Source organism: Vreelandella neptunia (assembly GCF_000712975.1).
In the GTDB taxonomy this organism is placed as follows: Bacteria; Pseudomonadota; Gammaproteobacteria; order Pseudomonadales; family Halomonadaceae; genus Vreelandella; species Vreelandella qaidamensis.
This window is the reverse complement of record NZ_JHQL01000003.1, coordinates 674,350-696,309: the sequence shown is the minus strand read 5'-3', so window position 1 is coordinate 696,309 and position 21,960 is coordinate 674,350. Positions and strand designations below refer to the sequence as shown.

The 21,960-nt window shown below is 49.1% G+C and carries 22 protein-coding genes and 4 tRNA genes; 11 read left to right on the top strand and 15 right to left on the bottom strand.

Annotation, left to right across the window (positions count from 1 at the left end; all coding sequences use genetic code 11):
* Nucleotides 1–111: 111 nt before the first annotated feature.
* Nucleotides 112–1,080, top strand: coding sequence for a CAF17-like 4Fe-4S cluster assembly/insertion protein YgfZ (gene ygfZ / locus CR46_RS0111290; protein WP_030072908.1), 969 nt, complete (start codon nt 112–114; stop codon nt 1,078–1,080).
* Here the strand turns inward: ygfZ and CR46_RS0111285 are convergent.
* From CR46_RS0111285 to CR46_RS0111245, 8 genes are all read right to left on the bottom strand, one after another.
* The gene (locus CR46_RS0111285) at nt 1,057–1,854 is read right to left on the bottom strand and encodes a TatD family hydrolase (protein WP_030072906.1); all 798 of its coding nucleotides are present in this window, start codon (nt 1,852–1,854) and stop codon (nt 1,057–1,059) included. The two genes, ygfZ and CR46_RS0111285, sit on opposite strands and share 24 nt — an antisense overlap.
* A 16-nt stretch (nt 1,855–1,870) precedes the next feature.
* Entirely contained in the window at nt 1,871–3,460 is a 1,590-nt protein-coding gene (locus tag CR46_RS0111280) for a peptide chain release factor 3 (protein ID WP_030072904.1), read from the bottom strand.
* 246 nt (nt 3,461–3,706) lie between these two features.
* Entirely contained in the window at nt 3,707–3,916 is a 210-nt protein-coding gene (locus CR46_RS0111275) for a putative motility protein (RefSeq protein WP_030072901.1), read from the bottom strand.
* 105 nt (nt 3,917–4,021) lie between these two features.
* On the bottom strand, nt 4,022–5,263 hold the full coding sequence (locus tag CR46_RS0111270) for an NAD(P)/FAD-dependent oxidoreductase (RefSeq protein WP_030072899.1): 1,242 nt from the start codon (nt 5,261–5,263) through the stop codon (nt 4,022–4,024).
* Between the two features lie 533 nt (nt 5,264–5,796).
* A tRNA-His gene (locus CR46_RS0111260) sits at nt 5,797–5,871 on the bottom strand.
* 40 nt (nt 5,872–5,911) lie between these two features.
* Nucleotides 5,912–5,986, bottom strand: a tRNA-His gene (locus tag CR46_RS0111255).
* A 58-nt stretch (nt 5,987–6,044) separates the two neighbouring features.
* A tRNA-Arg gene (locus CR46_RS0111250) sits at nt 6,045–6,121 on the bottom strand.
* Between the two features lie 92 nt (nt 6,122–6,213).
* Nucleotides 6,214–6,290 (bottom strand) — tRNA-Pro (locus CR46_RS0111245).
* A 231-nt stretch (nt 6,291–6,521) separates the two neighbouring features.
* Between CR46_RS0111245 and folD the strand changes: the two genes are divergently transcribed.
* Nucleotides 6,522–7,388, top strand: a complete 867-nt coding sequence (gene folD, locus CR46_RS0111240) for a bifunctional methylenetetrahydrofolate dehydrogenase/methenyltetrahydrofolate cyclohydrolase FolD (protein WP_030072896.1) — start codon at nt 6,522–6,524, stop codon at nt 7,386–7,388.
* Between the two features lie 50 nt (nt 7,389–7,438).
* Nucleotides 7,439–8,146, top strand: a complete 708-nt coding sequence (gene mtnN / locus CR46_RS0111235) for a 5'-methylthioadenosine/S-adenosylhomocysteine nucleosidase (RefSeq protein ID WP_030072895.1) — start codon at nt 7,439–7,441, stop codon at nt 8,144–8,146.
* Between the two features lie 134 nt (nt 8,147–8,280).
* Here mtnN and pyrC read toward each other — a convergent pair whose 3' ends face one another.
* Nucleotides 8,281–9,318, bottom strand: coding sequence for a dihydroorotase (gene pyrC / locus CR46_RS0111230; RefSeq protein WP_030072893.1), 1,038 nt, complete (start codon nt 9,316–9,318; stop codon nt 8,281–8,283).
* A gap of 149 nt (nt 9,319–9,467) precedes the next feature.
* Here pyrC and CR46_RS0111225 point away from each other — a divergent pair, with 149 nt between their 5' ends.
* The 3 genes from CR46_RS0111225 to CR46_RS0111215 are packed head-to-tail and all read left to right on the top strand — an operon-like array spanning nt 9,468 to nt 11,741.
* Nucleotides 9,468–9,884 carry a hypothetical protein gene (locus tag CR46_RS0111225; protein WP_030072890.1) on the top strand — a complete coding sequence of 139 codons (417 nt, stop codon included), beginning with the start codon at nt 9,468–9,470 and terminating at the stop codon, nt 9,882–9,884.
* Nucleotides 9,885–9,891: 7 nt separating this feature from the next.
* Nucleotides 9,892–11,166 carry an ATP-binding protein gene (locus CR46_RS0111220; RefSeq protein ID WP_030072888.1) on the top strand — a complete coding sequence of 425 codons (1,275 nt, stop codon included), beginning with the start codon at nt 9,892–9,894 and terminating at the stop codon, nt 11,164–11,166.
* Nucleotides 11,167–11,201: 35 nt separating this feature from the next.
* The gene (locus tag CR46_RS0111215) at nt 11,202–11,741 is read left to right on the top strand and encodes a response regulator transcription factor (RefSeq protein WP_030072886.1); all 540 of its coding nucleotides are present in this window, start codon (nt 11,202–11,204) and stop codon (nt 11,739–11,741) included.
* A gap of 51 nt (nt 11,742–11,792) precedes the next feature.
* Here CR46_RS0111215 and CR46_RS0111210 read toward each other — a convergent pair whose 3' ends face one another.
* Nucleotides 11,793–12,566, bottom strand: a complete 774-nt coding sequence (locus tag CR46_RS0111210; RefSeq protein ID WP_030072884.1) for a 3-hydroxybutyrate dehydrogenase — start codon at nt 12,564–12,566, stop codon at nt 11,793–11,795.
* A 91-nt stretch (nt 12,567–12,657) separates the two neighbouring features.
* Nucleotides 12,658–13,107: a [NiFe]-hydrogenase assembly chaperone HybE gene (gene hybE, locus CR46_RS0111205; RefSeq protein WP_030072882.1), complete on the bottom strand. Its 450-nt coding sequence runs from the start codon at nt 13,105–13,107 to the stop codon at nt 12,658–12,660.
* Between the two features lie 142 nt (nt 13,108–13,249).
* On the opposite strand from hybE, the gene CR46_RS0111200 reads away from it, so the two are divergent.
* Both CR46_RS0111200 and CR46_RS0111195 read left to right on the top strand, forming a co-directional pair.
* Nucleotides 13,250–13,513, top strand: coding sequence for a GrxA family glutaredoxin (locus tag CR46_RS0111200; protein WP_030072880.1), 264 nt, complete (start codon nt 13,250–13,252; stop codon nt 13,511–13,513).
* A 134-nt stretch (nt 13,514–13,647) separates the two neighbouring features.
* A complete protein-coding gene (locus CR46_RS0111195; protein ID WP_030072878.1) occupies nt 13,648–14,415 on the top strand; it encodes a VOC family protein in 768 nt (255 codons plus the stop codon).
* A gap of 41 nt (nt 14,416–14,456) precedes the next feature.
* On the opposite strand, the gene CR46_RS0111190 is transcribed toward CR46_RS0111195, so the two are convergent.
* On the bottom strand, nt 14,457–15,122 hold the full coding sequence (locus tag CR46_RS0111190) for a CoA transferase subunit B (protein WP_030072876.1): 666 nt from the start codon (nt 15,120–15,122) through the stop codon (nt 14,457–14,459).
* A gap of 45 nt (nt 15,123–15,167) precedes the next feature.
* Nucleotides 15,168–15,866, bottom strand: a complete 699-nt coding sequence (locus CR46_RS0111185) for a CoA transferase subunit A (protein ID WP_009724478.1) — start codon at nt 15,864–15,866, stop codon at nt 15,168–15,170.
* A gap of 147 nt (nt 15,867–16,013) precedes the next feature.
* Here CR46_RS0111185 and CR46_RS0111180 point away from each other — a divergent pair, with 147 nt between their 5' ends.
* The 3 genes from CR46_RS0111180 (at nt 16,014) to CR46_RS0111170 (ending at nt 18,844) form a co-directional block, all read left to right on the top strand.
* A complete protein-coding gene (locus CR46_RS0111180) occupies nt 16,014–16,907 on the top strand; it encodes a LysR family transcriptional regulator (RefSeq protein WP_030072874.1) in 894 nt (297 codons plus the stop codon).
* Nucleotides 16,908–17,072: 165 nt separating this feature from the next.
* Nucleotides 17,073–17,954, top strand: coding sequence for an acyltransferase (locus tag CR46_RS0111175; protein ID WP_030072872.1), 882 nt, complete (start codon nt 17,073–17,075; stop codon nt 17,952–17,954).
* Nucleotides 17,955–18,037: 83 nt separating this feature from the next.
* Nucleotides 18,038–18,844 carry a LysM peptidoglycan-binding domain-containing protein gene (locus tag CR46_RS0111170; RefSeq protein ID WP_051690166.1) on the top strand — a complete coding sequence of 269 codons (807 nt, stop codon included), beginning with the start codon at nt 18,038–18,040 and terminating at the stop codon, nt 18,842–18,844.
* Between the two features lie 157 nt (nt 18,845–19,001).
* On the opposite strand, the gene gcvT is transcribed toward CR46_RS0111170, so the two are convergent.
* Nucleotides 19,002–20,114, bottom strand: coding sequence for a glycine cleavage system aminomethyltransferase GcvT (gene gcvT, locus CR46_RS0111165; RefSeq protein WP_030072868.1), 1,113 nt, complete (start codon nt 20,112–20,114; stop codon nt 19,002–19,004).
* 93 nt (nt 20,115–20,207) lie between these two features.
* Nucleotides 20,208–21,626: an alanine/glycine:cation symporter family protein gene (locus tag CR46_RS0111160; RefSeq protein WP_030072866.1), complete on the bottom strand. Its 1,419-nt coding sequence runs from the start codon at nt 21,624–21,626 to the stop codon at nt 20,208–20,210.
* Between the last annotated feature and the right edge of the window lie 334 nt (nt 21,627–21,960).

Genomic DNA, 21,960 nt, shown 5'->3' with positions numbered 1-21,960 from the left:
GTAAAATTCTAGCACGCACTAGAACCCTTGCAATCTGCAAGCATTGCCCGCACCTTTGGTACAAATACGATTACGTTACATTTACCCTACCTTGCCTCTTATGGAGTTTATATGGCGACTGCCTCTTCGCTACTCAACATAAACGGCTGCGTCCGTTTGCCTCACCTCGCCGCCTTAGATATCAAAGGAGCAGATGCTGAGAAATTCCTGCAAGGACAAACAAGTGCTCAAGTAGCGTTAGCTGATGGCTTTTTTGCCCCTCTTACCTGCTTTTGTACGCCAAAAGGAAGAATGCTGGCGAATGCTCAACTGCTAAAAGTCAGTGACGGGCATTATAGACTACTGCTGAGCACGTCATTAATAGAGATGCTTGCCAGTCATTTAGCTAAGTTTGCCGCTTTCTATCGCGTCGAATTGCAGACTCAGTCATCAATGCTTATCGTGGGCGCTAGCGAAAGTGCCAACAAGGCTGCCCAGGCGTTTGATTTAGCTCTTCCTAACCAACCCTTTACCCATCACAGTAATGCCCAAGCGACAGCCTTGTGCCAGCCAGGTCACGGGCGTTGGTTAATCACTATAGAGAATGCTGCTGAACAACACGCCATTGAAGTTAATGATAATGAAGATGCGTTCAACACGTGGCTATTAGAAGATATCCGCAGTGGTTTGGCGTGGTTAACAGCTTCTCAGCAAGACCACTTTTTGCCACAAATGCTCAACTGGGAAGCGCTAGGGGGGATTAGCTTTAAGAAAGGTTGTTATACAGGACAAGAGGTTGTCGCTCGGGCGCATTTTCGTGGCCAAGTGAAAAAACGCTTGGTGCGCGTTACAACCACCGCTGACACTTTACCCCGTGTTGGTGACACGTTAGTGGATGAGCAGGATAAAACCGTAGGGGAAGTGGTTAGCAGCGCGTTTAGCGATAAACAGCAAATTGAGATGCTCGCGGTAGCAAATACTAAGGTCACTGAAGCGCTAACCCCCCTTTATTGGCAAGGACATTCGATAACACTCTGCGATTTGCCTTATGCTGTTGAGCGCCTAGATCCTGAACAGTTAGTTAACACTCTCACATCGTAATGGCAGGTCAAATAACCGAATAGCATTTGCACTACTTAGTGCTGCTATCCGTTCAAATGGCTGATGTCGTAGCGCTGCCACCACGTTACCTACCTTCGCCACCCTGCACGGTTCATTACGTTGGCCCTGATAGCCGCTCAGCGGCATATCGGGGCTGTCAGTTTCCAACACAAACCCATTGTCAGGTAAGCGTGCCACCACCTCACGAAGACGCTGCGCGCGCTCGTAAGTAACCGCTCCTCCCAAGCCAAGAGTAAATCCTAGATCGAGAAACTTAGCAGCCTGGTCATAAGAACCTGAAAACGCGTGAATGAGCCCACCACGAGGAAGCGCCAGCTGACGCAGCCGTTTACTCACCTGATCATTAGCTTTTACGCAGTGCACCACGACAGGCAAATCAAATTGTTTAGCTAAGCGGAGCTGCGCGTTGAAGTACTTCCACTGTTCTTCTAATGACTCAGTAAAACGGCCATCGATACCGCACTCACCTACTGCCACAAAGCGTTTTCCCGCCTCAGCTTCGTGCTTAGCTAACAGCGTTTCAAGGGCGACTAAATCGTGGTCAGAGTGCGCATCAATAAAGTAAGGGTGTAAACCGACACACAGGCTTACATCCGTTCGTGAGCCCAGCGCCAGCACATTCGGCCAATGGGAACGTGTCGTTGCTGGCACGACAAAGTGTTCAACACCCACCGCCTTGGCATTTTCGATAACCGCATCGCGATCATCATCAAACGCTGTAAAATCCAGGTGGCAGTGGGCATCAATCAACATAGCAAGGAACGCTAGATCAGTGCTCGCGAGTGGGCTGGAAACGAATATCCGGCCAACGCTCTTGGGTCATCTGAAGGTTAACTCGCGTTGGTGCGATATAGGTCAAGTATCCACCGCCATCGATGGCAAGGTTGGAACTCGCTTTACGCTTAAACTCTTCCAACATCTTGGCATCTTCGCAATAGACCCAGCGTGCGGTTTGTACATTGACCCCTTCATACAGGCAGTCAACTTTGTACTCTTCCTTCAAACGGTGAGCAACAACGTCAAACTGCAGCGTACCGACAGCGCCAAGAATCAGGTCGTTATTATCCATCGGCATAAAGACCTGAGTAGCGCCTTCTTCAGAGAGCTGCTGGAGCCCTTTTTGCAACGCTTTCATTTTTAACGGATCTTTTAAACGAACCCGTTTGAACAATTCTGGCGCAAAGTGGGGAATGCCGGTAAAGCGCATATCCTCACCCACCGTAAAAGTATCACCAATCTGAATCGTGCCGTGATTGTGCAAGCCAATAATATCGCCTGGCCAAGCTTCCTCTACCTGAGAACGGTCTGATGCCATAAACGTTAGCGCATCAGCAATTTTCACGTCTTTGCCTATGCGTACGTGGCGCATCTTCATATTCTTTTCGTACTTACCGGAACACACACGCAAAAAGGCAATACGGTCACGATGGTTCGGATCCATATTCGCCTGAATTTTAAACACGAAACCAGTAAAGCGGTCATCTTGAGCGGTTACTTCACGGGTATCAGTCTCACGCGGCTGGGGCGGCGGCGCATACTCGACAAATCCATCCATCATTTCGCGCACGCCGAAGTTACCCATCGCGGTGCCGAAGTACACAGGTGACAGCTCACCACGACGATAGGCTTCCAGATCAAACTCATGAGAAGCACCGCGAACCAACTCGACTTCCATGCGTAATTCTTCGGCTTGCTCCTCGCCAAGCACAGCTTCAACTTCCGGGTTATCTAAGCCCTCAATCCGCTTGTCGTCTGTAATGCGGCTGCCTTGACCCTGGGTATATAAATGAATGACATCATTATAGAGGTGATACACACCCTTAAAGTGCCGCCCCATACCAATTGGCCATGTCATGGGCGCGCATTGAATGTTGAGCACTGTCTCCACCTCGTCCATAACTTCGATGGGATCGCGAATATCACGATCCATTTTGTTGATGAACGTTAGAATAGGTGTCGTGCGCAAACGGCAGACTTCCATCAGCTTGATGGTACGATCCTCAACACCTTTTGCACCATCAATCACCATTAACGCGGAATCCACCGCGGTTAACGTACGGTAAGTATCTTCGGAAAAGTCTTCGTGCCCCGGAGTATCCAGCAAGTTCACGATACGGCCGCCGTAGGGGAACTGCATCACCGACGTTGTGACCGAGATCCCCCGCTCTTGCTCCATCTTCATCCAGTCTGATGTCGCATGCCGATCATTGCGCTTACTCTTAACAGAGCCAGCTAACTGAATCGCATTTCCAAACAACAGCATTTTTTCGGTGATGGTGGTCTTACCAGCGTCAGGGTGCGAAATAATCGCAAACGTACGGCGTAGTTCAGCTTCGCGCGCTAATTTGGCGTCAGACATGGAGTTCTCTAAAAATGGTACAACGTTATGACTGGGGTGGCGCCTTAAATATCGGCGTTTACATGGATATATGGTAACGCAACTAGGCCGCTGCGGCATACCATGGATAGCAAAGGGGGGATCAAGAAAGTAACCACTTGCGGAGTAAAAAGAAAAGCTTCGGCATACGCTAGTAAAGTCGTTAAGTGAACTCTTAAAAAAAGCGCCGAACTTGTCGGCGCTTTTCTCGTACTGATTTCTGTTTGGCTAGGCGTAAGTATTAACTTGCGTGCCTACGCTGCCCTCTTGGGCAAGGTCTGGCTGGGCCCCCATATTAGCAGAGGCAAGCACTTCAGATACTTGCTGAGCCTGCATATCAAGAGACTGCTTAAAAATCTGCATCTGTGCTTGCTCAGCAGATTGCGCTTGATTCATATAAAGTGCGGTGCTCACTGCGTTGCTTACGGCAACATCCATCTTTCACCTCACGATTGGCTGCATGTTTTACCAAGATAGCAAACATCATGCTTTACTACCAAGAGTCTCTCCCCTTAAACACTTAGGCAACCATCACTCACTGCTTTAGAAACGATCAGCCCTAAAAGGGGTCATATCAATCTCAGTCGGCTTACCTTCCATCATATCCGCCAACAATTGCCCAGTAGCAGGGCCTAAGGTGAATCCCTGATGCCCATGTCCAAAAGCTAGCCATAGACCACGATGCTTAGGAGCAGGACCTATAACAGGCTTCATGTCAGGCAAACATGGCCGCGCACCCTTCCAAGCAGATGCATCTCGCCGTTCACCAAGCGGAAATACTGAACGGGCCACTTTTTCTGCAGCTCCTAACTGCTGCTCATCTGCCGGTGACTCAAGGCGATCAAGCTCAGCCCCTGTTGTTAACCGAACGCCTGCGTTCATTGGAGCAAGTAAATACCCCACCTCAGCATCCATCAGCCAGTAATGAAGCTTCGCAGGTGCTTGGGTGGCGTAGTGCATATGATAGCCACGTTTAACAAACGTCGGAAAATGATAGCCCAGCCCTTTCATCCAGCTGCCTGCCCAAGGCCCTAATGCAACAGCAACATTGTCTGCTTCAAGACACTCAGCGGCAGTATCAACTTGCCAACGCTCTCCCTGCTGCTTCAACCCTTGGATATCTGTTTGTAGAATACGTCCGCCTAACTGAGTAAATGCTTCTGCATAAGCAGCAACTAAACCACCGGGATCTGCAACCGTCCAAGGGTCAAGCCAATGAATAGCGCCGATAATGTCACTGCTTATATCAGGCTCTTTTTCAACTAGTGTGTCACGGTCTAAAACTGAGAACTGGACACCGTAAAGGTCCCGCGCCTCTTCTGCTTCTTTCACTCGCTTGTAGAGCTTGCTTGGCGTGCGATAAATCTCCAGCCACCCTTCGCGGCGAACCAAATGATCCGCCTTAGCCGCTTCAATCATAGGCGCATGAGTTTTCAAACAGAGCTGTATCAATGATGCGTATTCAGGCACTATTTTTTTATAAAGTCGGCTAGACGAATTATGCCAGTAACTGAGCAATGGCGATGCTGCGTTAATCATGCCGGCAGGACGATAGCGGATATCAACACGATTGTTTGGCAGTACGCTCAGTATCGTTTTCATATCCCGTGGAAAAGGATAAGGACGCACCGCTTCCCGCTGAATAATACCGGCATTGCCGAAAGAGGTTTCACGGCCTGGTTGGCGGCGATCAACCAACGTTACTTGATGACCACGCTGCTGTAGGTGCCAAGCAATACTGACACCAACCATACCTGCCCCTAAAACCACCGTTTGACACGCCATTGTGTTGCACTCCCTGAAAGAAAATACCAACTAAAGTTCAGATAATTGTTTTCAACAAATAACCTGCTAAAAAATATCACTAACCAAACAGCTTTAATATAGCTAAAAAAACTGTTTTCAGGCCAGCCAACAGCAATAAACGCCAAATAAATAATGAATATAGATGACTTTACTATCTGTGACGTTAACATTATCAAAATGTACTCACACACCTTATTAAAGAGCTTTTTAAGTGGCTCATCAGGCGCAAGCTGCGCACGCGATTAAAGCGACATCGCGATAAGAAGGCTAGAAAAGAATCTCAGTAACGTCAGGTAGACAGGACATGTTTTTGGCGGGATCAATCAAAAGATAGACAGGCATTGCCTAGCAAATAAGATAACAGATGTTTAAAACACGAGCGATCAAAGCGAAAAAGCCGAATATGAGTCAGCTTGGCTTAAAAAAAGAGTAGTTTAATTAAAAAACAGAGGAGTTAGTAAGGGAGGAAAAACAGAGTGAAGAGGGAATTTTCAAAACAACAGTGAGGTTAATGGGGTGGATGATGGGGATCGAACCCACGACCACCGGAGCCACAATCCGGGGCTCTACCACTGAGCTACATCCACCACAACCTAAAACTACACATAAATAATACGTTACATCAAATGGGGTGGATGATGGGGATCGAACCCACGACCACCGGAGCCACAATCCGGGGCTCTACCACTGAGCTACATCCACCATTGATGAAGTACTGATTTGCATGTCTTACCGAATGCGTCCACTTAAAAGCTTTTTGTGGCACGCCCAGCAGGACTCGAACCCGCAACCTACGGCTTAGAAGGCCGTTGCTCTATCCGGTTGAGCTATGGGCGCACATAAAGCATTCTAAGAGACTGAATACTGATGAGCACTTGACCACAACCAATGTTTGGAAAAGCAAATTACTACCTTCCGCGCTAGGTATGTGGTCGGGATGGAGGGATTCGAACCCCCGACATCCTGCTCCCAAAGCAGGCGCGCTACCAGACTGCGCTACATCCCGATTTCTTACCTTAGACGCTGCTGCATGTCCCGTCTCAAGCGAGGCATATATTACTATTTCTGAGTTTAAAGTCAACACCTAAAATGAATGATTCGTTAGATGCTTTGCCTTACCGCCCTAGCGTGCGAAAATTAGCCCTTCTTGAAAGCCCGTGACCGCCTGCGCTCTGGCGAGCAATTTTAGAACAGTAGTCACTTTGTTCCGCACCTAACCTTCAAGGGATTCTATTACATGACCGCCCAACTCATCGATGGTAAAGCCATCGCCGCTAATGTCCGCCAGCAAGTTGCCGAGAAAATCAGCGCACGCCAGAAGGCCGGCGAGCGGGCACCTGGACTAGCTGTTGTTGTGGTCGGGCAAGACCCAGCTTCTCATGTCTATGTCAGTAACAAACACCGCGCCTGTGAGCAGGCGGGCATCCTCTCCTTTCAGCATGCACTATCAGCCGATACGCAGCAGCACGAACTAGAAGCGCTGGTCGATCAGTTAAACGACGATGCAACAGTCGACGGCATTCTTGTTCAGCTGCCTTTGCCAGAGCACTTAGACTCTCGCCCCATTCTTGAGCGAATTCGACCTGATAAGGACGTTGATGGCTTTCACCCCTACAACATTGGGCGACTAGCTCAACGCATGCCATCACTAAGGCCTTGTACGCCCAAAGGCATTATGACCATGCTGGCCCACAGCGGCATCGCTGTTCGAGGCTTAGACGCCACTGTTGTAGGCGCTTCTAACATTGTCGGCCGACCTATGGCTTTGGAACTGATGCTAGCAGGCTGCACAACGACGGTATGTCATCGCTTTACTCAGCAGCTTGAGACCCATGTTCGCCGTGCAGACCTAGTTGTGGTGGCAGTCGGCAAGCCTGGTATTGTTAAGGGCGAATGGATCAAACCCGGTGCTATCGTGATTGATGTCGGCATTAACCGCCAAGAAGATGGCACCCTCATCGGTGATGTTGATTTTAACGCCGCAGCAGAGCGCGCCAGCTTTATTACCCCAGTGCCTGGAGGGGTGGGCCCAATGACAGTGGCGACGCTGCTTGAGAACACTCTAGAGGCTGCTGAACGTCACGATCAAAGCCAAGGCCAGTAGTCTCTTCTTAACGCTACTGTAAATAACGCTTTCTTAAGGAGTAATGACGCGTGCGACGCATTGGAATTATTGGCGCTATGGCGCAGGAAGTGAAGCAACTAGCTGGTCAGTTAGAAGACGCTCAACGCTACGAGCACGCTGGCTTTGTTTTTTATACAGGTACGCGTCATGGCTTGGAAATCATTGTGCTGCAGTCGGGGATAGGCAAGGTCAACGCGGCGGTAGGCACTGCGATTCTACTTGAGCGTCACCAGCCAGATGCAATCATTAATACCGGCTCCGCAGGCGGCTTTGCGACCGACCTCACTATTGGTGATGTCATCATCTCGGATGAAGTACGCCACCATGACGTAGATGCGGTGGTCTTTGGCTACGAGCTTGGCCAGGTTCCAGGGATGCCTGCAGCCTACCAAGCAGACAAGCAACTTCGTGATATCGCCCGCAACGCCATTACCGCATTAGGTGAAGTCAATGTACGTGAGGGGCTCATCGCTACAGGCGATGCCTTCATGGCCGACCCCGATCGTGTCGCTACTACCCGTGCACAGTTTCCAACCATGCTAGCCGTCGAAATGGAAGGCGCCGCTATTGCACAAACCTGCCATCTTTATAACTGTCCGTTTGTAGTCATTCGCGCACTTTCCGACATTCCCGGCAGTGGTGATAACCACCTATCATTCGAGCAATTTTTGGACGTAGCCGCTGATCACTCATCACGCATGGTAGACCAGATGCTCATCGACCTTGGCAAGCAATAGACCTCAAGAAACACGCCTTAATGAATAGCTTTTTAAAACAGCATTTATAAACAACATTTATAAATTTCTACTAAAAAAACGGAGCCCATCGGCTCCGTTTTTTGTTCAGCTACACTACTGTTCAGATGTTCGAGCTACGCTTTCAGCTTCCATGCCAAGCTCTCACCTGCCATTAACGGGATAATATGCTGACCAGCCGTATAGGGATAATGTGCTGGCAGACTCCAGGAACGACGCTCCAACGTCACGCTATCGGCATTAGTTGGTAATCCATAAAAACGCGGTCCGTTTAGGCTGGCAAACGCTTCTAACTTGTCCAAGGCATCCATTTCTTCAAAGGCTGCTGCATACAGCTCAATGGCAGCTGGAGCTGTATACGCGCCTGCGCAGCCACAACTCGATTCCTTATCGCCCTGAGCATGAGGAGCACTATCGGTGCCCAAAAAGAATTTGGGGCTACCACTGGTCGCCGCTTTTAACAGTGCTTGACGATGCTGTTCACGCTTCAAAATAGGTAGGCAGTAATAATGCGGACGAATACCACCCGCCAGCATTTTGTTGCGGTTAAACAACAGGTGATGAGCCGTAATCGTAGCGGCAATGTTATCAGGTGCAGCGGCGACAAACTCGGCGGCTTGCTGGGTGGTAATGTGCTCAAATACCACGTTTAGGCTAGGATGACGAGCCAAAAGCGGTTTCATAATCTGCTCAATAAACACCGCCTCGCGATCAAAAATATCAATTGCATGATCGGTCACTTCACCATGCACCAACAAGGGCATACCAACTTTTGCTAGCATGGCAATAGTGTCATCGCAGTGCGCAATGTCAGTGACACCCGATGCAGAGTTAGTAGTAGCACCAGCAGGATAGAGCTTTACGGCTTTTACGACACCACTTTCAGCAGCGCGCTCAATTTCTTCAGGGGGCGTTGTGTCTGTTAAATAGAGCGTCATCAATGGCTCAAAAGCACTCCCTTCAGGCAACGCTGCTAAAATTCTCTGACGATACGCTAGTGCTTGAGCGGTAGTCGTTACCGGCGGCTTTAGATTAGGCATTATAATCGCACGCCCCATTTGGGCGGCGGTATGACCTACCACAGCGCTTAGCGCCTCATCATCACGTAAATGAAGATGCCAATCATCGGGGCGAGTCAACGTAATAGCGTCCACGGCAAGTCCTGTGCAGAAATGAATTAAGTAAAAGGGTTAGAACAGTATACCCAATACCGGTAAGGGATAAATCTCCCCTATCCATCCCACAGCCGTTCCCAAGTGTCGTATCATGGCGGCACTTTGTAAGATCAAGGATTAAGTTTGTTATGCAGAATGTGCGTCGCTATGCGGACATTATCGCCAGCATCGAGGGTTTACTATGGCTAGGTCTTGCCTGGTCGATATCTTTTTCGATGCATTTTGGGAGTACCGAACCGACGCTGGCAGTTATCTTCGTTGTGGGTGCACTGGTCTTATTCGGCTGGGCACATCGTCCGATGCGTTATTTATTAAAACGTTATCATGTGCGTAAACGCCGTACTGACATGTGGATTCACACGCTGGCGTTGCCACTCCTGCTCGCCATGTTTTTCCATATTATGCTAGAAGCCATACTAGGCAGCGCTTGGCTTCCCCCTAAAATACTGTTGTTCAACTTACTCGCCTCTGCGGGATGGCTGACGTTTGTTATGACATTATTTATTAAATTTGTTATTCACAACGTGAAAACATCGAGCAAATAGCAACGCTATGCCTACCGCCCTTCCTCTTCCACTTTCGACGCCGAACCGCAACCTCGTTAGACTAACAATCGTACGAGGCATTACCTGGACCGGCTTTTTACTGGCCATTATTGTTGGCATTGAACTACTCACTTTCGATTTGCCCGTAACTGCAGTTGTCAGCGTCGTGATAGCCATGGGCATACTCAATATCGCCACTTGGTGGCGGTTAGGTAGACCCAAAGCGGTTAATCATTTCGAATATCTTGCCCACTTATTGGCGGATATTGCTGGCTTAACGCTGCTATTTTATTTTTCAGGTGGGTCAACAAATCCCTTTATTACTTACTATTTAGTGCCTGTCACTATTGCCGCAGCAACCCTCCCATGGCGCCACGCTTGGATCATTGCCGCTTGCGCAATGGCGGGTTATACCTATTTGATGTTCTTTTACCACCCAATACCACAGCTAGGGCACATTAATAGCGACGGCCCATTAAGCCTTCACGTATTGGGGATGTGGCTTAATTTCGGCCTGTCTGCCGGCTTGGTCACATTTTTTATCTATAAAATGGCACACGCCCTGCGTAATCGAGACAAAGCTCTATCTCGAACCAGAGAGGCTGCGCTGCGCAATGAACAAGTGCTGGCGGTTGCCACTCAGGCCGCTGGCACGGCCCATGAGCTTGGCACGCCGCTTTCAACCATGGCCGTGCTGCTCAATGAAATGCACCAGGACGCGCCCGATGGCTCTACTTTGCAACAAGATATAGCCATACTTCGTCAGCAAGTAGATGTGTGCAAATCACGTTTACAACACCTTGTTACAACAGCTGACCGTCGGCGCATGGCAGAACCAGAAGTACTAGACGCTGAAATATGGCTAGCCGCTGTGGTGCAACGCTGGCTGGTTATTAGGCCTGATGTTAGCCACTTTTTTGAAGTTGCCGAAAAACGTGGCCGACCCTGGATAGCCGTAGATGCCACATTAGATCAAGCGCTAACCAATTTGCTGAATAACGCTGCCGACGCCAACCCAGAGCAAATAGCTATTCGCTTGGATTGGCAAGATGAAAGTGTTGTCATTGATATACGCGACCATGGGCCCGGCATCGCGATGTCGATTGCTGATCAGCTAGGCGACACATTTATTTCCACTAAAAGCAAAGGCATGGGAATTGGCCTGTTTTTAACCCATGCCACCATTAATCGTTTCGGTGGTGGAGTAAGCCTGTACAATCATCCTGAAGGCGGTACGTTAACAGAAGTAACGCTGCCTCTTTGTTCCGCCCCTGACAAGTAACCGTGGCAAGCATTCGTAAGAAAAACGAGGACATCATGCAGACGCAAGACCAACGCCTTTTAATCGTCGACGATGATGAAATGTTTTGTCACGTGTTGAGCAGAGCACTTATACGCCGTGGTTTTGAGGTCAACGTTGCTCACGATGCTGAACAAGCAATGGCACTTGTAGCGCAATTTATGCCAACAATGGCAACACTTGATCTAAAACTTGAGCACAGCTCTGGCCTTAAGCTGCTACCGGATATGCTGGCAAGTGCGCCGAACTGCCGTATTGTTGTGTTAACAGGATATTCAAGTATTGCCACAGCAGTAGAAGCAATCAAACTTGGTGCTGTTAACTACCTATGTAAGCCAGCAGATGCTGACGATGTTATTGCTGCCTTTGAGCACCAGGGGGGCGACCCAAATATTGAATTAGCCGACAACCCTCCCTCTATCAACCGTATTACCTGGGAGCATATTCAGAAGGTGCTGCAAGAGCATGATGGCAATATTTCAGCCACGGCTAGGGCACTTGGTATGCATCGGCGAACATTACAACGTAAATTACAGAAGCGCCCGGTACGCCGATAATTCTCCACTCTTTGCGCAACAACGCCGCAAAGAGTGGACTTCAACTTGATGTTATTGGGCGGTCCATCCTAGATCAATGTTCCAACTGGAGCCTGTCACAGCTCCTGCTGCGTCGGATGCCAAATAGGCGACTAACTGAGCAACCTCGGAAGGTTCAATCAGGCGCTTAACCGCGGCGTTTTTCAGCATAATTTTTTCAATGACTTCTTGCTCATCCATGCCATGAAGCTTGGCTTGGTCAGCAATTTGGTTATCTACCAACGGTGTTTTCACATAGGCTGGACAAATAGTATTAGCCGTAATCCCTTGCTCGCCACCTTCCAGTGCAGCGGTTTTGGTCAGCCCTATCATGCCATGCTTGGCGCTGATATAAGCGGCTTTACCTGGTGAAGCCACTTGCGCATGAACAGACGCAATATTAATCACGCGCCCCCAGCCTTTTTTACGCATATGGGGCCAGGCGGCCTGGGTAAGCAAAAAAGGCGCCGTTAGCATTAGATCGATAATTTGACGCCACTTCTCTTCAGGGAACGTTTCAATAGAAGCGACGTGTTGAATACCCGCATTATTTACCAAAATATCGATGCCACCGAAGCGCTTAACCGCATCGGCAATGGCTCCACGACACGCATCGGGGTCGGTTAAATCCCCTTGATAAAACGCTGCGCCAGCCGCATCCGCTACTTCTTTTCCAGCAGGATTAAAGTCTACTGCTAACACTTGAAAACCCTGTTCACAGAAATGCTTCACCACCGCTTCACCGATACCGCTGCTGGTGCCAGTGACCACTGCAACACGGGGGGTAACAGCTTTTTCAGAGGACATAAACGTTCCTTTTGTTGAGATTATTCAAAGTGATAATGTAAGTTGTCATCATATAAGAACAGACAGTGTAGATAGTGGCTGACGTTTCTGCCTATTCAACCTCTGGAGAAGCGTCGGGAGGTACCATTAATTGCCCCATCATACGCTGAGCCAACCGCGCCGCTTCCTGCATACTGTCAAGATCCGTTAAATCTTCAAGAACAATGCGTTTATAGAGTGCGTTGCCGTCAGGCAGTTGCTCCAGTGTGAGCGAATAGACACCAGAAGGAAGTTTTAAACGCAGCGTAGTGGTTAGTGGCCCCTGCTGAATAGCACTTGGCAAGGCCACTAACCACATTGCACATGGCGTAATTAAGGCACCTACCAGCAACGACTCTTGCTGCTCCTTAAAGGGCGCTTCTAAGAATTGGAAACACAAGGCATCAACACCGAGGCGGGGATTAAAATGATGCTTCTGCTTCATTGAACGTAAGTGTATATCTCGATAATGCACCGCTAGATCGGCTAAGCGTTCATAGTCGTGAGGAGCTAAAGTTCGCATAATGTTTGTCCGATTATGTAACAGCCGCCCATAACGCGGCTTAATAGCCCATGTAGCGTGGCACTATTAGCCAAATACAGCAGGCTAAGCCACAATGGGTAATCAATCTTTCATAGACCATCATCCTAAAGGAGTTTATGCGATGTTTGTGGTAATTTTTGGCCGTATGTCATGCCCTTTCTGCGTTCGTGCAAAGCGTCTTGCTGAATATTTAGAAAGCAATGGAAAGATAGAGGGGTATCGTTACGTTGATATGCCCTCAGAAGGCGTTACCAAAGAGGATATTGCAAAAACGGCTGGCAAACCTATTCATACCGTTCCCCAAATATTTGTCGACCAACAGCACATAGGCGGATTTACCGAATTCGACCATTTTGTGCGTCAACAACAGCTTCTGGCCTCTTAACCCAGACGTTAAAACTGGCGTTTATACCCGTTGAACACCGAAATCTTCGCTTGCCTATACTGAAGTAGCACAGATTATATGACAGTTCATATAACGGCTCATGTGACGTTCGATTAGGCGGCGAGGGTACCCCAATGCAGCAAAAGGAGTTTGTTCAACAGCTTTGGCTAGATTATGTCCACACGCATCCAGATCTCGGTGGGCTTAGATTGTGGCCACTAAGTACGTCAGCTGAATATTTAACCTTGGTCACCTTAAACTACGGGCCTTTTGCAGCCAGCGAACTCAATACCAACCTTGCCCACATGGGTTATCGCTCAGTAGGCCATTACGCTATGGCCGACAAAGGTCTGTTAGTGCACTTGCTGTCACCCAACGACAATAGTAGCTGGCTGGTATTAGCAGAGTTACAGCTTGGTACTCTTTCAAAAGCACCGCGTGAAGCACTGACGCAACTTATCCTGCAAAGCCACCCTGCCGACTGCAAAGGACAAAATCTGTTATGCCGAGGTCGTCCATGGCCAATGCCCTCTTGGGCACTTTATCAACAGCTGCAACAAGCACATCCCCTTGCTGCTTGGCTGGCGATTATGGGTCCCAGACTGCATCATGCAGGCTTTGACTGCTCAACCATTGGCGAATCTTTAGATACGCTGCATAACCAACTTGAGGCTTGCGGCATGCCGAGCTTTGAAGGCCAACAAAATGGCGTGTTTTCCGTTTCACCACTCCTTGAACATCGGTTTTATCCTGCGATGCCGCAAAAAACTGTTTTTAGCTTAGGAGACGAGCATCGCCTTTGTTTAGGCGGTTTAGCACTTGTACAAAAGCATGTTGGCGATGACCATGAACGTATTGCAGAAATCCTACTCCCCTTCCACACTCGCTGTGAAATGGCGTGAGCTGATTAGCTCACGCCTAGCAGGATTTATACGGCTAAAGATTATTCAGCGTCGAACGTCATTTCAGGTACATGATCAGGCACAATCAGTTTACCCGCTGTTTTTTCAACAATTTCTTCGACACTGACACCTGGTGCGCGTTCTTTAAGGATAAAAGCACCGTCTTTAATTTCCAGGTAAGCGAGATCGGTCAACACTCGATTGATGCAGCCTGCTCCCGTTAAAGGAAGCGTGCACTTCTCAAGTAGCTTGGACTCACCATGCTTCGAGGCATGTGTCATGGTGCAAATAATATTTTCTGCGCCAGCAACTAAGTCCATGGCACCCCCCATCCCTTTGATGAGCTTGCCAGGCACCATCCATGATGCAATGTTGCCTTCTTGATCTACCTCAAAAGCACCCAATACGGTCAAATCAACATGACCACCACGAATCATGGCAAATGATTCTGCAGAAGAAAAAATAGCAGCACCTGGACGAGCAGTGACCGTTTGCTTACCAGCGTTGATCATATCTGCATCTACTTCTTCCTCGGTGGGGAAACGCCCCATTCCCAACAGACCATTTTCAGACTGCAGCATGACATCAATGCCGTCAGGCACGTAGTTAGCAACCAACGTGGGAATACCGATACCTAAATTGACGTAAAAGCCATCTTCAAGTTCACGTGCGACGCGTTGTGCCATTTGCTCACGTGTTAAAGCCATGGTGTATACCTCTTAATGAGTGAAAGTGTCTAAACCAAAGAGCGATCAGCTACGCACCGTACGTTTCTCGATTCGCTTCTCGAAGGAGCCTTGGATAATGCGATCCACATAAATACCGGGAGTATGGATCTGACTCGGCTCCAATTCGCCTGGCTCAACAATTTCCTCAACTTCTACAACCGTTATTTTTCCCGCGGTGGCTGCCATGGGATTAAAGTTCTGGGCCGTATGCCGATACATGACGTTGCCGTACCGATCTGCTTTCCAGCCTTTAACAATCGCAAAGTCACCGGTAATGGCTTCTTCTAGAATATAGTGCCGGCCGTTAAATTCACGCACCTCTTTACCTTCACCAATAGGCGTGCCGTAACCAGTGGCAGTGTAAAAGGCGGGTATACCGGCACCACCAGCGCGCATTTTCTCGGCTAACGTACCTTGAGGGGTAAGCACAACTTCAATTTCATCATTCAGCATTTGCTGTTCAAACATAGCGTTCTCGCCGACATAAGAAGCGAGAATTTTACGAATCTGACGATCTTCAAGCAGCACACCAAGGCCAAAACCATCAACGCCGCAATTATTGGATACAACCGTTAGATCGGTGACAGCCCGACGTTTAATCTCAGCAATCAGGTTTTCAGGAATGCCACAGAGGCCGAAACCGCCAGCAATGACGGTCATGCCGCTTTCGATTCCTTCCATTGCTTCCTCATAGGAAGATACACGCTTATCAAATCCTGCCATTGTTATGCCTCGCATTGTTATCGGTGGTACGTTGCACGCGTCGTTATGATGCGGTTGGATCTGTGTAGCCAGTGTTGTACTAGATGATATATTTGTTAAGTTTGTTTTTCTTATCAATTTATATAAATAACTTATAAAAGGGTCAGTATGACCGTCAAGCAACTTCGAGCTTTTCTTGCGGTAGCGCAAACCCTGAGCTTTACCCAAGCCTGTGAACGCCTGCACCTATCTCAACCAGCGCTTAGCTTAGCCATCAAAGGGCTTGAGGACTCCCTCGGGGGGAAACTGTTAATACGCAGTACCCGTAGTGTTCGGCTCACTCCCGAAGGCGAGTCACTTCTCCCACTGGCAAAGCATCTGCTCGCCCAGTGGGACAATACCGAAGAGCGATTACGCCAGCGCTTTACACTCCAGCTTGGTCGTTTAAGCGTAGCAGCCATGCCTTCTTTTGCGTGCAATTTACTGCCAAGCGCGCTAGTAACCTTCCGGCGGCAATACCCTAAGATTAATATTACTGTTCATGATGTTATCAATGAAGAAGTCATCGACATGGTGCGCTCACGCCAAGTGGAAATCGGTATTGCCTTTTCGCCTGAAGGAGACAACAGCCTAACGTTTACGCCACTTTTTGAAGATCAGTTTATTGCAGTGGTCCCACCGCATTCCGTTTTGGCTAAGGCTAGCACGCTCAGTTGGGCGACCTTGTTGCAACAAGATTTTATTACCTTGCAGCGCCCCTCAATGGTACGGCGATTGTTAGAACAAGAGCTTGCCAAACAGCACATTGAATTACCGGTTGCTTTTGAAAGCCATCAGCTGTCGACCGTTGGTAGAATGGTGGCAGATGGTTTAGGTGCAAGTGCGGTGCCTTCTATGTGTTTTCAGCAAATGCACCAACTCGGCGCTCGCTGTGTGCCCCTAACCTCACCGAGCATTGCCTGTCGGGTTGGAATTCTGACACATCACGAGCTATCGGTTGCTGCACAGGCCCTGCGTAAGGTGCTTATCGAAAACATTAATACACCTGTGCTCGCGTCCTGATCTCTGTCCTAATACTGCTGCCAATGCAAAGGTTTCGTAATGTGCTGGGCAGCATGAGCGAGATCCTTTAGCATTTACGCTAGGTTACGTATCGGGTTGCGTATATCGAGCCACGATAACTAGCATTGCGTCACTGCTGTCATCATTTGTAAAAGGAAATGGGGTATGTCTACTGTCAAAGGAGTCGTCAGCTTATTATTGCTGACGCTAACGACGCTATTTTGGGGCGTGCCGCTCATTTTATTAACGCTATTAAAAGTTATTATTCCTGGGCGGCACCAAAAACAGTGGGTGCTTAAAGGGTTATGCAGCGTGGCACTCAATTGGATCGGTGCAAACCTATGGTGGATGCGCCGCTGGATAAAACCTCACGTCAGCATCACGATTCCCGAATCACTCAGCCCACATCAATGGTGGCTGGTTATTTCTAATCATCGTAGCTGGACAGATATATTTATCCTTTTTATGGCACTGCATCGTCGTATTCCCATGCCTAGGTTTTTTTTAAAACATCAATTAATCTGGATTCCTATCGTCGGACTGGCATTTTGGGCGTTAGAATTCCCTTTTATGCGACGCTTCAGTCGCGAGCAAATAGCCAAGAATCCAAAACTTGCCACCATCGATCGTGAATCCACCGAGCGCGTTTGTAGGCAAGCTAGAAATTCACCAATTGCTATATTTAATTTTGTTGAGGGAACACGATTTACCGTAGAAAAACGGGAAAAGCAGCAAAGTCCTTTTCAGCATTTGCTCAGGCCTAAAGCAGGCGGTGTGTCACAGGTACTCAGCCTGCTTGGCGACAAACTAGATGGCATTTTGGATGTAACCATCAGCTATGAAAATCCAACACCCACCTTTTGGGGTTTTCTATGCGGAAAAGAAGCTGGCATTACACTTAACGCAAGGCAACTCGCTATTCCCCAGTGGATGAACGAAGCCAACTATCATGAAGAACAGCAGCACAAGGAACGTTTCCACGCATGGATCAACTCACTCTGGCAGGAAAAAGACGCCTTACTAGCAAAGCAAACCAACCACGACTAGCCCATTGGCTCGCGGTCTGTTTACTGGCTACGGTATTAGTCGGGTGTGCTGGCTCGCCTTCTTCGAACAGCCAAAATAACCCCATGCCAAGCAGTACCGTCGGCCAAATAAACGGCGAATGGATAGAGGTACAGCGTGGTGATACGTTGGGGAAACTTGCGAACCGAGCAAACGTTCCACTGGAGCGTCTTGAACGCTTCAACCCTGGAACAAATGCGCAACGCTTAAACGTTGGACAACGTCTATTAATACCTACCCAGCAAGAGCGTGCCCCCTCTGGCGGGCCATATCGATACCAAATTCGTCCCGGCGACACATACTCAAGTATCGCCCGCCACTTTGGCACTACCTCTGGGCGCATACAGAGTGCCAATCCAGGTACATCTCCAACCGCCCTTAGAGTAGGGCAAATTGTCAGTGTGCCCTTAAGCGGCAGCGTAACTACCAACCGTTCCACAGCAAGCAGTAACCAAACTAGCCAGCCAGCGCCTGCCCCTAGCGCTAGCTTACCGACTTCTGCACGCCGCTGGCCTTGGCCGCTGGAAGATTACCGTATTGTGCGGCGCTTTGGAGCCGATAGCCGTGGCACGCTACAACCCATGTTGCTCGCTACTCAGGCGGGTGCGAAAGCCCAAGCAGTGGCGCCAGGCGAAGTACGCTTTGCAGATGGTATGCGCCAACTGGGTGACGTGGTCATTGTGCATCACGCAGACAACTTACAAACGGTGTATGCACTATGCGAACGGATCCTGGTCAGCGTCGGCCAACAAGTAAGCACCGGAGACGCTCTATGCGATGTCGGCCAAAGCAGCGCTAGCCAGCGTTATGACCTTCTTTTCGACTTACGCCAAGGCGGCAAACCGATTGACCCACGACAGGTGTTGAAATAGCTGTTGAGATAGATATTGAGATAGCTGTTGAACCAAGTGTTGAGACAGTTTTAAGATTGCTATTGAAACAGCCATTGCGCAAAAAACCTCAAGCAAAAAACCTTAAACTACAAAAAAGCCCCTGGTGTGGGGCTTTTCGTATTATCGATTTTTTACATTACCCGCGATAGTAATTGGGCTTAACAAACGGCGTTGCCGCAACCGTCATAGGCAACTGTTTACCACGTACTACCGCATAAACCGTTGTTCCTGGCACTTCCCATTCACGACCCACATAGCCCATAGCAATCGGCTTACCAACACTTGGCCCAAAACCACCCGAGGTGACTTCACCAATTTGGTTGCCCTCGGCATCCACTAACGGAGCTCCTTCTCTTACGGGCGCACGCCCTTCTGCTAACAATCCTACCCGCTTACGCGTATGATCTTTGGCCTCTACTTGGTGCAGAATAAGATCCGCCCCAGGGAAACCTGCTGGACGCTCACCACCATGACGCCGCGGCTTACCAATTGCCCAGATAAGTCCAGCTTCCACAGGCGTTGTCGTCATATCCATATCGTGCCCGTATAAACACAGCCCTGCCTCTAACCGAAGCGAATCCCGTGCTCCCAAGCCAATGGCTTCTACTTCCGGCGCTGCCAATAACTGCTCGGCGAATGCCTGACAGGCATCAGCAGCAACTGATATCTCAAAGCCGTCTTCCCCGGTATAACCGCTGCGACTGACCCACACTTCCTGACCAGCTATCGTGAAACGCCCATGCTGCATAAACGTTAAATCACAGGCGGCTGGACACAAGCGCTGCATCACCTCTCGTGCTTGCGGGCCCTGCAAGGCCAGTAAGCCACGGTCTACCACTTCGATGTGATGTGTGGAGCCAAGATTGGTGCGCAAATGAGCGATATCCTGCTCTTTGCAGGCCGCATTAACGACCAGATAAAAGTGATCACCAGCATTGACGGCCATGAGGTCATCAATTATTCCGCCCTCAGTGCTAGTTAGTAGACCATAGCGCTGCTCACCTTTATTTAATCCCACAAGATCTGCTGGAATCAGTGACTCAAGCGCCTCTGCTACCTTGTCGCCAGAAACAATTATTTGACCCATATGAGAAACATCAAACAGCCCACATTGCTTGCGCGTGTGTTCATGCTCTTTTTTGACACCTAATGGATATTGCACCGGCATGTCATAACCCGCGAAAGGTACCATTTTGGCCCCTAGCGAAAGATGCAATTCATGGAGGGGCGTCTGCTTAAGGTTGGTCATGGGATTTCCTTGGTCGAGAAAGAGAAACGGGAAGCCATGACTGGCTTCCCGGCTCTATTACAACTTACTGACCCCGATTACATTGAACAGGGCTTACTTATCATGATCAAGTGCTTCGCCTGGCAGCACTTCTTTACCAGCAAAGTAATCACGCGTCAGTTTGAATACTACCGGTGAAAGCAGCGCCAACGCGATTAAGTTCGGAATGGCCATCATAGCGTTGAAGGTATCGGCCATCAGCCAAATAAAACCAAGCTGCGCGATAGCGCCCAGCGGAATCGCCAAAACGAACAGCACGCGATACAGCATAATCGAACGTGTGCCGAACAGGAACTGAAAGCACTTCTCACCATAAAAAGACCAGCCAAGGATAGTGGTAAACGCAAACACCGCCAAGGCCACTGCAACAATCTGATTTCCAAAACCGGGCAATGCAGCATCAAACGAAAGAGCGGTTAGCGATGCGCCCGCCTCACCATCAATCCACACTGTGGAGGTCAAAATAACCAGTGCCGTAATGGTACAAACGATGATGGTATCGATAAAGGTACCCAGCATGGCGATAAGACCTTGGCGAACGGGGTTTTTGGTTTGCGCTGCTGCGTGTGCAATTGGCGCGCTACCTAAACCTGCTTCGTTCGAGAAAATACCGCGTGCCACACCAAACCGAATAGCTGCCATTACTGCCGCGCCAGCAAAACCACCCGCTGCTGCCATCGGATTAAAGGCGTAATAGAAAATCAAACCAAACGCTTCGCCAATTTGGCTTGCGTTAACGATCAGTACTAATAGCCCAGCAATAACGTAAGCAATACCCATAATTGGCACTAGCTTACCGGCTACTTTTGCAATGCGCTTAATGCCACCCAGAATGACAGCACCCGCTAGCACCATGATAATGACGCCGGTTAGCCAGTGTGGCACCCCAAAGGTGGAGTCCATGGCATCTGCCACTGAGTTAGACTGTACGGTATTACCGATACCAAAGGCAGCGATTGCCCCAAAAAATGAGAATAAACCACCTAGCCATAGCCACTTTTTGCCCAAGCCATTTTTGATGTAGAACATCGGGCCACCCACGTGGTAACCGGTGCTGTCGGTTTCACGGTAACGCACTGCCAAAACGGCTTCGGCAAACTTAGTGGCCATGCCAACTAACGCAGTGATCCACATCCAGAACACTGCACCGGGGCCACCCAGCGCAATAGCGGTTGCCACGCCAGCAATATTACCGGTGCCAATCGTTGCAGAAAGCGCCGTCATTAGCGCATCAAAAGGCGAAATTTCACCGTCACTGTCTGCTTTGCTTGTTGTTGCTTTATCAGCATCAGCGGTGCCAGGTTTCGGGTCTCGACCTTGCCACATTAGCTTGAAACCTACACCGAGCTTTCTAATCGGCATTAGTTTCAAGCCAATCTGTAGGTATATCCCCACACCTAGCAACAAGATCAACATTAACGGTCCCCAAACGACGCCGTTAATCGCCCCCAAGAGGCTAGTTAAAGTTTCCACTCAATTCTCCTTACCCTGTTCATTAGCTGATTTATTATGGGTGTCGGGCAGTCAGGCTGCCTTCATTCAATGTCGCTGTATCATCAAACGTTCCCACCATAGCGCGTCTCGCGCTTTGAAAAAACGCATGATCTGCATGTTTTACACCATTTTCCTAGTGCGCATCCATCGTAATGTCGCAACTTGGCAGAGAAAGCATCTGTTTTTACAACTTGCGACAGTCACAAAGCAACTGGCAACGCGACGTAATGAATTTACCACCATGGGGTGTTTAAGAAATTTGTTTCCGATTGGAAACACGTTAATATAGGACACCAATCGCCTTACTCAGAGC